The 12,520-nt window shown below is 41.7% G+C and carries 16 protein-coding genes; 10 read left to right on the top strand and 6 right to left on the bottom strand.

Features of this window, described 5'->3' with window-relative positions:
- Positions 1-230: 230 nt before the first annotated feature.
- The gene (locus tag ACH0QE_RS11270; protein WP_415800772.1) at positions 231-434 is read right to left on the bottom strand and encodes a YrzA family protein; all 204 of its coding nucleotides are present in this window, start codon (positions 432-434) and stop codon (positions 231-233) included.
- Positions 435-622: 188 nt separating this feature from the next.
- Here ACH0QE_RS11270 and ACH0QE_RS11275 point away from each other — a divergent pair, with 188 nt between their 5' ends.
- From ACH0QE_RS11275 to ACH0QE_RS11290, 4 genes are all read left to right on the top strand, one after another.
- Entirely contained in the window at positions 623-1,918 is a 1,296-nt protein-coding gene (locus ACH0QE_RS11275) for an amidohydrolase family protein (RefSeq protein WP_415800773.1), read from the top strand.
- Between the two features lie 100 nt (positions 1,919-2,018).
- Positions 2,019-2,726 carry a 5'-methylthioadenosine/adenosylhomocysteine nucleosidase gene (locus tag ACH0QE_RS11280; protein WP_415800774.1) on the top strand — a complete coding sequence of 236 codons (708 nt, stop codon included), beginning with the start codon at positions 2,019-2,021 and terminating at the stop codon, positions 2,724-2,726.
- A gap of 276 nt (positions 2,727-3,002) precedes the next feature.
- Positions 3,003-3,257, top strand: a complete 255-nt coding sequence (locus ACH0QE_RS11285; RefSeq protein ID WP_415800775.1) for a YrhC family protein — start codon at positions 3,003-3,005, stop codon at positions 3,255-3,257.
- Between the two features lie 354 nt (positions 3,258-3,611).
- Positions 3,612-3,749, top strand: a complete 138-nt coding sequence (locus tag ACH0QE_RS11290; protein WP_415800776.1) for a YrzI family small protein — start codon at positions 3,612-3,614, stop codon at positions 3,747-3,749.
- 451 nt (positions 3,750-4,200) lie between these two features.
- Here the strand turns inward: ACH0QE_RS11290 and sigK are convergent, their stop codons facing one another.
- Positions 4,201-4,923, bottom strand: coding sequence for an RNA polymerase sporulation sigma factor SigK (gene sigK, locus ACH0QE_RS11295; RefSeq protein ID WP_192470806.1), 723 nt, complete (start codon positions 4,921-4,923; stop codon positions 4,201-4,203).
- A gap of 269 nt (positions 4,924-5,192) precedes the next feature.
- Between sigK and ACH0QE_RS11300 the strand changes: the two genes are divergently transcribed.
- From ACH0QE_RS11300 to ACH0QE_RS11315, 4 genes are all read left to right on the top strand, one after another.
- Complete coding sequence (locus tag ACH0QE_RS11300) at positions 5,193-5,594, top strand: DsrE/DsrF/DrsH-like family protein (protein ID WP_041965171.1); 402 nt, start codon at positions 5,193-5,195, stop codon at positions 5,592-5,594.
- Positions 5,595-5,715: 121 nt separating this feature from the next.
- Positions 5,716-5,955 carry a sulfurtransferase TusA family protein gene (locus ACH0QE_RS11305; protein WP_023627220.1) on the top strand — a complete coding sequence of 80 codons (240 nt, stop codon included), beginning with the start codon at positions 5,716-5,718 and terminating at the stop codon, positions 5,953-5,955.
- Positions 5,956-6,017: 62 nt separating this feature from the next.
- Positions 6,018-7,154: an NAD(P)/FAD-dependent oxidoreductase gene (locus tag ACH0QE_RS11310; RefSeq protein ID WP_415800777.1), complete on the top strand. Its 1,137-nt coding sequence runs from the start codon at positions 6,018-6,020 to the stop codon at positions 7,152-7,154.
- Positions 7,155-7,168: 14 nt separating this feature from the next.
- Positions 7,169-7,729 (top strand): DUF1641 domain-containing protein, encoded by a 561-nt coding sequence (locus tag ACH0QE_RS11315; protein WP_415800778.1) that lies wholly within the window; start codon positions 7,169-7,171, stop codon positions 7,727-7,729.
- Positions 7,730-7,757: 28 nt separating this feature from the next.
- Here ACH0QE_RS11315 and ACH0QE_RS11320 read toward each other — a convergent pair whose 3' ends face one another.
- A complete protein-coding gene (locus ACH0QE_RS11320) occupies positions 7,758-8,114 on the bottom strand; it encodes a group I truncated hemoglobin (protein ID WP_415800779.1) in 357 nt (118 codons plus the stop codon).
- Positions 8,115-8,203: 89 nt separating this feature from the next.
- On the bottom strand, positions 8,204-8,875 hold the full coding sequence (locus ACH0QE_RS11325; protein ID WP_415800780.1) for a response regulator transcription factor: 672 nt from the start codon (positions 8,873-8,875) through the stop codon (positions 8,204-8,206).
- Positions 8,876-9,073: 198 nt separating this feature from the next.
- On the opposite strand from ACH0QE_RS11325, the gene ACH0QE_RS11330 reads away from it, so the two are divergent.
- Positions 9,074-9,220, top strand: coding sequence for a hypothetical protein (locus ACH0QE_RS11330; protein ID WP_170029993.1), 147 nt, complete (start codon positions 9,074-9,076; stop codon positions 9,218-9,220).
- A 177-nt stretch (positions 9,221-9,397) separates the two neighbouring features.
- On the top strand, positions 9,398-11,176 hold the full coding sequence (locus ACH0QE_RS11335; protein WP_415800781.1) for a M3 family oligoendopeptidase: 1,779 nt from the start codon (positions 9,398-9,400) through the stop codon (positions 11,174-11,176).
- A 135-nt stretch (positions 11,177-11,311) separates the two neighbouring features.
- Here the strand turns inward: ACH0QE_RS11335 and pssA are convergent, their stop codons facing one another.
- Together pssA and ACH0QE_RS11345 are read right to left on the bottom strand one after the other, a co-directional pair.
- Complete coding sequence (gene pssA / locus ACH0QE_RS11340) at positions 11,312-11,851, bottom strand: CDP-diacylglycerol--serine O-phosphatidyltransferase (RefSeq protein ID WP_415800782.1); 540 nt, start codon at positions 11,849-11,851, stop codon at positions 11,312-11,314.
- Between the two features lie 486 nt (positions 11,852-12,337).
- Positions 12,338-12,520, bottom strand: a 183-nt coding sequence (locus tag ACH0QE_RS11345; protein ID WP_415800784.1) for a DUF2198 family protein, incomplete at its 5' end; no start/stop codon positions are given.

Raw genomic sequence — 12,520 nt, forward strand, 5'->3', positions numbered from 1 at the left:
TAGCTTTGAGCAGCTCGAGTCGCTTGTCTAGTTTCGCCTCCTAGAAACTCCGAAACTTCAACTCCGCCGGCAGAAGCAAAAAGCGCTTCTTTGTCGGAGTCTCCAGTTTCTGCGTTTCTGGGCAGTCGGCTATACATTTCGGTTTCGGTCCGCCCAATGAAGTCAAAGAACGACTTCACCGGTCGGCCCTCCACCGCTTGTCGGGGCTGACCAAGGCGCTTGCGCTTTTCTTATTTTGCTTTGAAGTGGACAACAGCTGAATAGAACAGCCTTCCTTTGTCATCTAAATGCATTTGATGTGATACATGATGGACAGTCAGCATGATCGCCTTATTGATTTCAATCTGTTTATTGATTTTTTGTTCCAAAGTTTTCAAATCGATAGCTTCAAAAAATTCAACCTTATCTTCAATTAAATCGAATTGGAAATTCATTAATTTAGCTCCCTTTATGCAGTTTTGTTAAAATAGTGTCTGTCCTGCTTTACAAATAAAAATAGCAAATTATCTATAAAAATAAAACATTTTTTGATAAATTAAAACGATAGGCATATTTCAACGTTTTACACCGAATTCTAGTTAGTACAAATATGCTCAAGTGTTTTTACATAGGAGAGATTAATATGGCAAGAAAGTTATTATATAACGGCACCATCGTTACGAGTAACACGAATAATGAAGTGATTGAAAATGGCGCTATTGGCATTGAAGATGAAAAAATCATTTATGTGGGAGCAACACCTGAAGATTTTGCTTCTTATGATGAAAAAGTAGATTTAAAAGGCAATATTCTCCTTCCTGGCCTGGTCAATACGCATGGACACACACCAATGTCTTTGCTGAGAGGGTATGCGGATGATTTGCATTTGCAAACATGGCTGGAAGACAAAATTTGGCCGCTTGAAGCAAAATATACACCTGAGCATGCAAAATGGGGTGCCAAGCTTTCTATCCTTGAAATGATCCGTACAGGTACAACGACTTTTGTTGATATGTATGACAATATGGATGAGATCGCAAAGGCGGTTGAGGAAGCAGGAATACGTGGAGTACTGTGCCGCGGTGTGATTGGCTTTGGATCGGATGAGCTTCGACAGAACAAGCTTAAGGAAGCGGCGGAATTTGCGAAAAGCTGGAACAATGGCGCAGGTGGCCGGATTACGACTATGTTATCACCGCATTCTCCTTATACTTGCTCACCAGAGTATATCTCACAAATCATTGATAAGTCAGTCGAACTGAACGTACCAATGCATACGCATATGTCTGAAACGAAATTTGAAGTAGAGAAGAATATCGAGGACTTTGGTGCAACACCAGTAGTACATCTGGACAAACTTGGATTCTTTGACCGTCCATCATTGGTGGCACATGCTGTCCATGTGAGCGACGATGATATAGAAATCCTTGCAAAAAAAGATGTGAAAGTATCTCATAATGTGATCAGTAATCTCAAATTGGGCAGCGGAATTGCTCCGGTTGGCAAAATGCTCGCAAAGGGAGTTACGGTCAGCCTTGGTACAGATAGCGTCGCTTCAAACAATAACCTGGATTTATTTGAAGAACTGAAAGCAGCGGCGACAATCCATAAAGGAGTAGCCAGGGATGCAACAGAAATCTCTGCCCAGCAAGCCTTAAGAATGGCGACCATCCAGGGAGCAGAATCACTTTGGCTCGAGAAACGGATTGGATCGCTGGAAGTTGGCAAAGATGCAGATTTTATTGTCGTGAATGCCAATCAGTCATTCTTTTATCCTAAGCATAATCCGGTATCCCATCTTGTTTATTCCGGATCTGGGCGGGATGTCAAGGATGTCTATGTCCAGGGAAAACAAATATTAGATAAGGGGCAGTTCAAAACGATTGATGAAGAAAAAGTACTTTATGAAGCTAACAGGATGTCAAAACTCCTTTCATAATTTTTCACATAGAAAGTAAAATGACTTTTATGAAAAAAGAACCTTGAAGGCACGATCCTTGTAAAACAGCATTTCAATAAGAATATCGGAGGCCAGATTAATGAGCAGAATTGGTATTATAGGCGCAATGGATGAAGAAATTCAGCATATCCTCGACGCAATGCAAGACTATGAAGAAAAAAAGAAAGCAGGAATCACTTTTTATGTCGGCACTTTCAACGGGTATGACGTTGTACTCTGTAAGTCAGGGGTCGGGAAAGTTAACGCCAGCGTATGTACACAAATTTTGATTGATGAATTCGCTGCGTCCAATATTGTATTTACGGGTGTTGCCGGTGCTGTTAACCCGGATCTGAAAATTGGTGATATCGTCGTTTCAACTGATTGTGTACAGCACGATATGGACGTACGTGCATTAGGCTTCAAGCTAGGGGAAATCCCTTATACAGAAGTATCTGTATTTAAAGCTGATGAGCGACTGGTGGATTTGGCGATCTCGGCGAGCAAAGAAATTGTAGATGATAAGAAAATCGTCAGCGGCAGAATGTTATCAGGCGACCAATTCATCGCCGATCGGGAGAAAGTGAAATTCCTTTATGAGGAGCTTAATGGTTATTGTACAGAAATGGAAGGGGCAGCCGTTGGACAGGTATGCAGCATGAACAGCATTCCATTTGTCATCATCAGGTCAATGTCTGACCAGGCAGATGGCTCAGCAGACGTAAACTTCCTGGAATTCACGAAACTCGCTTCCAAGAACTCCTTTGAAATCGTCAATGAGATGGTCAAAAACTGGAACCTGAACTAATTTACTTTAAATAGCTTTCAAGCTTACGATAGGATAGCATTTAATAAACCATAATAGTCTTTTAGCGTGAAATCACTCCTGGAGGATTTCGCGCTTTTTTTTGCGGGATTGAAGTGGTACCAGGTTCGGACAAAACAGAAGTGGAAGCCACGGCAAATGTCTGAAGCAGGTCATTTCAATAAAAGGTAATACTTTTCCAGTATTTACTTACCGAAAAAGTGTTTAAAAAATGTTAAAGTAGGGTTGTGGTTAAGTCTGAAAGTGCAGGTGATAGAAATGGACGCTAAACAACTCTATGATAAAATGGTTGATTTCAAACAATTTGCAACTGTACTTCTTGCAGTAGGAGTATTTTTTTACCTCGGTACGATCATTCCGTCTGAAACGAAAGTGATGACTGATATATATATTGCAACTGGTGCATCCATCGTTTTCCTTGCTGGTTCCGCATCATTCTTTTCAATCGCTAAAAAATACCGCAACCAGCTGGTAGAAACTGAAGAAGGCCAGGAATTGCTGATGAAGAAATAAACGTCCGTTCAGGGCGTTTTTTTTGTTGGATTTTGACGAATACTTTTTTGGAAAAAACGGCCAAAAAAAGGTTTACAAAACAAAGGGAAGTGGATATACTTACCAATGTGGTTAAATAATTCAAAAGGAGGTCGAGTGAAATGATCATGATTGGATACTGGAATAACGCACAAACTTCATATCGTAATACGCATTCGACCGGATCGGACTGGATTGTTTAAGCTGTTTTTTTAACTAATACATCCATGGCCGCAGGGAGAATCGTGCCCCTGTGGCTTTTTTGTGCCCATTTTGCCGCAGGGGAGGAATCCTTGCGGCTTTTTGGGGTGGAATTATAAAGGAGGTGAACCGATCATGACCTTAAATATCTTGTTTTTTACAATTACAATCAACAAACGCCAAATGTCTTTAGAAGAAATTCGCCATAACGAAATGGTAGAAAAAATGATTGAAGATAACAAAACCCGTCAAACAATGCTGCGCCAGTTTTAATTCATTTGAATAAAAAACTTTAGAAAGGTGGAAAGAAAATGATTTATTTAATTCAAAGAAGACTGGCTAGCTTATGGGTGGAGAAGGACACCACCTAACGACGGAGTCGGGAGGATTTGTATGTCACTGCATGTATTGCTGATAACACTCATTTTCAAGAAAAAGAAATCCCATCGTTAACAAAATGTTCACAACCACTTCCTTTTAGCACCGTCATTATATGATAAATTTGGTGTAAACATGGGTGAATGCTAAAGGGGTGAGGGGCATGTTCTTGATTGTCATGGGATTGGTGATCTGTGGCGCTGTCGGTTTGGTAGTTGCTGCAGAAGTGAGTGTAGAATAGAGAGTTAAAAAGGTATCAATCAATTGTGGTTGATGCCTTTCTTGTTTTCCCGCAACACTTACTTGGAAAAACGAAAACCCGGAGCAAATTGCCCGGGTTTTTCGTTTACTTTCCTTTATTCTTTTTCTTTTCTTTTTCGGCACGATAAAACTCATGGAACATTTTCATCAATGCCCTCTTCTCGATCCTGGAAACATAACTTCTCGAGATGCCAAGTTCTTTGGCAATTTCCCGCTGTGTTTTTTCCTTCTTTAAATCAAGCCCAAAGCGGCCAACAATGACCTCTTTTTCACGCTCATCGAGGACATCGATATATTCTTTAACTTTTTCAAGCTCCATATTGAGCTGGATTGTATCAATGACATCTTCTGATTCAGACTTCAGGACATCGATTAGCGAAATTTCATTTCCTTCTTTGTCCTGGCCGATAGGGTCATGTAATGAAACATCCTTTTTAGTTTTCTTCAATGCGCGCAAATGCATAAGAATCTCGTTCTCAATGCAGCGAGCAGCATATGTTGCCAGTTTGGTTCCTTTGCCTTCCGAATAGCTTTCGATTGCCTTGATCAGGCCAATTGTTCCGATAGAAATCAAATCCTCCGAATCCTCGCCGGTGTTTTCGAATTTTTTCACAATATGTGCGACAAGTCTCAGATTGTGCTCAATCAGCATATTTCTTGCGTGTGGGTCGCCATTTGCCATCAACCTTAAGTACTTCCGCTCATCAGCTGCAGATAACGGTTGAGGAAATGCATTGTTTTTAACATACGAAACAAGAAGGATCACTTCTTTAACTAAGTACCCGAGTGCTGTTAGTATGCCCGACATGTTTCCACCCCCGCTTTTTTAGGCTTTCGCCTATAATAAATTCCTATGTCTGAGGGGGAAGGATTGTGTCTGTCCGAATAAATATTTTGTTTTGGAAATTTAATCCAGAATCATATTATGATGACAGAATAGTTAATTCTGTGAACACCTTGTTTTGTCACTATTTAGACTAAGAACGTTCACATGAAAGAAACAGACATAGATATAGGGGTATAGGTATAATTCAAGTGTAAGGTAAATCATTCGAATTAATTAGGAGGAAATAAATTATGGAACAGCAAGCACCATCTTTAGCGGTCATTTTATTATCGGAAGATCTTGAAAAGCTTCATGCAGGAGCACTTGTAGGCTCAGTTGCATCAATGTCAGGCATGACTGTAAATGTATTCGTCACAATGAACGCATTGAAATCTTTCCGCAAAGACAGCTTTGAAACAACTGATTTCATCACTGGAACTATTGGCAAGGAAATGCTAGCTAAGAAGATCCCGTTGTTCGATTCACTTTTACAAGAAGGTAAAGATATGGGAGAACTTAATATTTACGGATGCGCACTAGCGATGGACATCATGGATTGGCAAGAAGAAGACATGATTGATGTATTTGATGGAGTGATCGGGGTAACAAAATTCCTTGGAATGACTCAAGGTGCAACAGTAATTACAATGTAAGCTGCAGAAGCAGGAAAAAGTGATATGGCGTGCAGGCCTTTCAATCTTTTTCCCCTTCATGCAAAATAAAAAATCTTTTCTAATTTTAACACAAAACCTAACTATATAGGAGGAAAAAATCATGAGTGAAGTACAAGTAACTAAATCAATCGATGCTAGAGGAGCATATTGCCCTGGACCGCTAATGGAATTGGTAAAAGGAATCAAGACAGCACAAGTTGGCGATGTTGTAGAAGTTCTTTCTACTGATAAAGGGTCAGCAGTCGATATTCCTGAATGGGTAAACAAAATGGGCCACGAAATTGCCTACCTCGAAAATGAAGGCGATGAATTCAAAATCGCAGTTAAAAAGGTAAAGTAAGTGATTGCTGTTTAAGCAGTAACAGCCTTCATCAAAGAATCCAATAAAGAGGTGTGGACCAAATGACAAAGAAAATCGTCGTTCTTGGAGCCGGCAGCGCGGGTACAATGGTCGCAAACAAGCTTGCCCGCCAGCTTGGGGAAGAAATTAAGAAGCGTGAAGTCGAAATCACTTTGATTTCAAATACAGAAAAACATATTTACCAGCCTGGATACTTATTCATTGCCTTCAATGAGAAGCCATCTGAGCATTTCATCAGAAAGCAGGAATCACTTGTTCATAGACATGTAAACCTTGTTTATGATGATGTTGAAAAAATTGATGTTGAGAAAAAATCAGTCAAAGGGAAAAAACAGTACCAGTATGACTACCTAGTGATCGCAACTGGTTCACATCCTGACTTTGACAGTGTACCTGGCTTAAGAGAAGGAGCGCATAACTTCTATACGCTTGATGGTGCTGAACGCCTGCGTGAGGATCTTGCAGCAATGGAAACAGGCAGAATCCTCATCACGATTGATGTGCCGCACAAGTGTCCGGCCGCTCCGCTTGAACTTGCGCTAATGCTTGATGATTATTACCGCAAGAATGGCAGACGCAAGGATATTGAAATCAAATACGCTTATCCAATCGGCCGTATTCACTCACTAGTACCAGTTGCTGAGTGGGGATTGCCACAGTTCGAGAAGCGCGATATCAAATACGAAACATTCTTCAATCTTGAAGAAGTGGATCCGAAGCGCAAAGTAGCCATCACAATGGATGGTTCGGAACACGAATATGACATGCTTATTACGATCCCAGCCCATACTGGCGCTAAAGCAGTGATGGATTCCGGTATTGGAGATGAGTCCGGCTTCATTCCAACAAACCGTACAACATTGAAGATGATTGGCCAGGATGATGTGTACGTTATTGGTGACGCTACGAACCTTCCAATCAGCAAAGCAGGTTCAACAGCTCACTACCAATCTGAATCACTTGTTGCCAATATCATCAGCAGATTGACTGGTCGCCCGGAAACAGCTGTATACAATGGCAAGGTTGCGTGCTTCCTGGAAAACAGCCTTGAAGATGCTAGCATGATTACATTCGATTACAACAATCCTCCGCAGCCTGCAGAAACTTCTGACCTGCTGCACTGGTTCAAAGCTGTATACAATGAGCTTTACTGGTTAAATGCCAAAGGGATTTTATAGAAGGGGTGGTTGAGATGGCTACAGAGACACCTCAAGCTCAACAAAAAGAACAACATAAACTTGTCGGCTTCACCGATGCAGCCATGAATGCGGTAACTGGTGAAATGGTCTCGACGATTGCCGAAACAGGCGTAAAGATGGTCGAGATGGCCGATGATTTGCTTCAGCCTGAAACGCTTTCTTTATTAAAAGCCCTTCCTGAGGTGGCTGAGAACCTCGAGCGTACATTAATGGAAGTAAAACGCATGGAAGAAACAGGTGTCTTGAAATCCTTGATGCAGCTTGCAGATATGGCAGCTGCCATGAAGGGTGCCATGACTGGACCGATGGTTACGGATATGGCCGAGAAAGCAATCAAAGGCGTAGAACTTGCCGATTCCTTCGTGCAGCTGGGTGCCATTGACCTGGTAGAAGGTATGCTTACTGCGTTCCATAATGCTCAAGAGGAAACAAAGGATAAAGAACCGTTATCATCCATGCAGTTGATGAAGGCTGTCACGCAGAAAGAAACAAGAGAAGGCATGACATTAATGATCTCCTTCCTGCAAAACCTGCCGAGACAATTGAATAAATAAAAGGAGAGGGGAATTCCTCTCCTTTTCTTCATTTATAAAGAATATCATTCTTCATGCCTGTCAGTTTCTCCAGTACTTGATTGATGTCTTCTTCCGATACATTGAATTCCCTCAGGCTAGCAGCAAGGTGATTGGCGATGGCGCCAAAGTGCTCATCATTCAGGTTCATGCCTTTATGCGCGAGCTCCATGCTTCTTCCGGAATATTGGTTTGGTCCGCCCAATGCCCAGCTGATAAACAATGATTGATGCTTGCGCTGTTTTTCCATGTCCGTTTCCTCGAAAAACTTATTGACTGTTTCATCTGCTAGTACCTTTTCGTAAAAAACATCAACTACTTTTGAAATGGCATCTTGTCCACCCAGACGATCGTATAAAGTTTCCATTCTATATTCCTCCTATCTAAGTTAACGTAACTATTATTTCTCTTATCCAAAGGATTATGAATGAAACCTTATAGAGCAAAAACAAGAATTTAATCAATCCATTTATAGCCCACGCCCCAAACAGTAGACAAATAATCGTCTACCGCAAAACCTGATTTACGAAGTTTATCCCTAAGGTTCCTTACATGCGAATCAATCGTTCGGTCTTCTGTATCGACACCGTATCCCCATATGGTTGAAATTAAGTGTTCCCTTGTGAAAACCTTATTAATGTTTTCCAAAAATAGGCTGAGCAAGGCAAACTCCTTAGGCGTGAGAGGAATCAAAATGCCATTATACTGTACATCATAGGAATCCGTGTTAAGTTTCAAGCCATTAAAATTGAGAAGGGGGCTTTTGACAGATTGTCTCCGAAGCACTGCTTCGATTCTAGCAATTAATTCACCCTCATCAAAAGGCTTGGTTATATAGTCATCAGCTCCTATTTTTAAGCCTCTGACAACGTCTGGCTTCTCACTCCTGGCAGTAAGCATGATGACGGGAATATCCCAATGCCTGCGAATTTCACTGCATGTCTCCCAGCCATCCAGCTCGGGCATCATGACATCAAGCAGCACGAGGTCAGCATGGTTATCCTCCAGAAAGCTGATGGCCTCATTTCCGGAAGTTCTTTTAATGCATTTATATCCTGCTGGTGTTAAATAAAGCGCAAGCAAATCAAGCATACGCGTTTCATCATCTACTAACAAAATCGTGGCCATATAAAAACTCCTTGAAAAATATTCTTGAGTTTATCTTACACGAAAAGTTTGGAAAAACCGTGCACTTAAATGAGTTTCACATATTATTTTGCCAATGTTTAAGCTAAGTGTTTTTTTTAAAAGGTTCGCTAAAGCCCAAACCAAAATGGACAGAATCCCATAAAGTAATAATAGGATACAGAAAAGGAGTGTGAAAGTATGCCTTACGGTTATTATCCACCATACGGTGCACCTTATGGAGGTTATCCGGGATATTACGGGGGAAGTGGTGTATGGTTTGCACTGTTCATCATCCTGCTTGTCATCGTCCTGATTTTTGGCGGCTGGTGGTATTTCTACGGATAGATAGAAGGGAAAAAGGTTTATCCTGAACACAGTGATAAACCTTTTTCTTGTCCTTTAAATATTGATTTTATCCGAGCATTAGCTTCTGAGATCTTTTTAGAAATACGTTTGAAAAAATAGAAATTTTAGAAAAATAACATTATAATAATATAATAGAAAAAAAGGGGGAACCAATCAATGTCCAATACATACTCAGAAGTCTGGGACTTAGACGTATTCTTTGAAGGAGGAAGTGCTTCACCTGAATTCGCTGCGCACTTAAAAGCTGCAAGTGAGGAAATCACACAATTTAGAAAGGAAGTTGAAGGATGGCAGCCGGCTGACCAGGCAAGCGAAGCTGGCAGGTTGGCGAGTCTTGTTGAAATGTTTGATGGAGCAGCAAGGAAGGTCAGGCAGGCAGGGGCTTTTGTAAGCTGTTTGCATGCACAGAATACTGGTGATAAGAAAGCCGGACAATTAAAATCAAATGTTACAGAACTAAGTGCAGCATTGCAAACAGCGCTGACGATCTTTGACCAGAAGTTATCAAGCTTCTCAGAAAATGTTTGGGAGGAGCTTGTCCAGGAAGGGCTATTGAATGAGCTGCGTTTTGTACTGACAGAGCGCCGTGAGCGGGCTGCCGAAAAGCTTTCCGAAAAAGAGGAATCAGCAATCAATGCTTTGAGTGTAGACGGCTATCATGGCTGGGGCCAGATGTATGACCTTCTTGTTGGGAATACGAAAATCAATTATAAAGAGGAAAGTTTATCTGTCGGCCAGGCAGCCAATAAGCTCTCGGATGCTGACCGCTCTGTCCGTAAGGAAATTTTTGCTCAATGGGAAAAAGCATGGGGAGAGAAAGAGGATTTCTACGCAAAGACACTAAACCACCTTGCAGGCTTTAGATTGAATGTCTATAAGCTCCGAGGCTGGGAAGATGTATTGAAAGAGCCGCTTGATATAAATAGGATGAAAAAAGAAACTCTTGATGCCATGTGGGAAGTCATCTCCGACAATAAGGAGCCATTTGTTCAGTTCCTGAATCGGAAGGCGAAGCTGCTTGGAGTTGAAAAGCTGAGCTGGTACGATTTAGATGCGCCAATTGGAAGTGCGGAATCTAAAATGTCCTATCAGGAAGGGGCAGATTTCATCGTCGATAATTTCGAGCAATTTGGCAAGGATATGGCGGAGTTTGCAAAAATGGCATTTGAAAATAAATGGATCGAGGCGGAAGATCGCCCTGGAAAAGCTCCTGGAGGATTCCATACTTTCTTTCCGGAGAGCAGCCAATCACGAATATTTATGACCTACTCAGGCACACCATCCAATGTCTCCACACTGGCTCACGAGCTTGGACATGGATTCCACACGTATGCCATGAGAGATTTACACTTGCTAAATCGTAATTATGCGATGAACGTTGCTGAAACAGCATCTACTTTCGCTGAAATGATCGTTTCTGATGCTTCTGTAAAGAATGCGAAATCGAAAGAAGAGAAGCTCAGTCTGTTAGAGGATAAAATTCAGCGGTCGGTCGCGCTATTGATGAATATACATTCCAGGTTCCTGTTTGAGACGAAATTCTATGAAGAGCGCAAGCAGGGAGTTGTCAACGCTGAAAGACTGGGTGAATTGATGGAAAATGCACAAAACGAAGCATACGGAGGAGCACTAGAGGAATATCATCCGTTATTCTGGGCTTCAAAGCTGCACTTCTTTATTACTGGAGTGCCGTTTTATAACTTCCCATATACATTTGGTTACTTATTCTCCCTTGGCATTTATGCAATGGCCCAGGAAGAAGGCAAGGGATATGAAGAGAAATATATTGCCCTGTTAAAGGACTCTGCTTCTATGACAGTCGAGGAGTTAGCTCAAAAACACCTGAAAGTCGACCTTACGAAAAAGGATTTCTGGGAAAAAGCAGTCCGCATGTGTGTGGAGGATGTCGAAGAATTTATGGCATTGACAGAGTAGTTACTGCTGTTTTCCAGGGTAGGGAAAACTAGCGTAAAGGATCCTTTTTGCCGTTGAAGTGTGTGGAGGACCAGACAAAGGCAAGCCTGGAGAAACAAATGTACATGAGAAAACCCAGCCATTCGGGCTGGGTTTTTATACTTTTTTCAGTTTGAATGGACTGACCATCAGCAGGCTAAGAGTCATCATAATGAACAGGAATGTCTGAGGCGGTACGTGCGGAATGGCCAGGAAGCTTAGCGTTGCCAGCACTCCTGCTGCTGTGATTGGCAAACCTGTGAAATACCCGCTATTCTCGGTTATATTGAATCGTGCAAGGCGGAAGGCGCCGCAGCCTATGTAAAAAACGATGAAGAAGGCTCCGGGAGCACCGAAATCGGATAAAATTCCCTGATAGATTAATAATGCAGGTGCAACTCCAAATGATATAATATCACTCATGGAATCCAGCTGCTTTCCAAGTTCTGATTCAATATTGAGTTTTCTGGCTACCATGCCGTCAAATCGGTCAGCAAGGGCGGCAATGAAAATCAATAAGAGGCTTAAGTTCAGATTGCCGTGAATGGCCACGATAATCGCGAATCCACCTAAAGAAAGATTCGCCAATGTCAAAAGGTTAGCTGTCTGGGATTTTACTTTCTTGACTGTTGAGTCGAGTACATCATGCAGAAACATATATTTTCACTCCTCATAATCGGAAAAGGGAACTAGCACATTGGGTTATTATATAATAATATATAATTCTAAGCTGATTATTCTATTTCGTAAAGATTTCTTTTTGATACTTTTCGAAATCTTTTATTTATTTGGCTCTGTTAAATATAAATGTGGTTTTACACCCTGTTGATTGTAGTGGAGGTGCGAAGACTCCTCCGAAAATGCTAACGCATTCCCATCGTGCTTGAGCAGGTTCGAGGAAGCTAATCAATGTCCTGCGGGATGAGCAAGTCATCGGGAGACCCCGCAGGCGCTTGAAGCGCCGAAGAGGGTCCCGGACTGCAAGGAAGAATTTGATCTTTGAAAAAGCCGGCAGTAGGGCTTTTTCATAATTCTTCCCCGAGGAAAGCGAAGCGCCTGGAACGAACATCTACAGCCAAATTTAACAGAGCCTATAAATAAGAAAAACCCGCCGGACATAATCCGACAGGCTTACTTTTGGAATTATGACTGCTTCTTGTTGCGCTTCATCATCCGGTTCGCCAGATAGAAGCCCACTGTCAATGAAAAGGCATCGACGACAATCAGCAGGAAGGAATCTGTGTATCCTTTATAAACGGAAGCCGCAATCAACGCGACCGTCAATACAAGCGCAAGGATGTGGTTATAGGCAACCCTGGTGAAAAA

The organism is Mesobacillus sp., assembly GCF_047739415.1.
In the GTDB taxonomy this organism is placed as follows: Bacteria; Bacillota; Bacilli; order Bacillales; family Cytobacillaceae; genus Mesobacillus.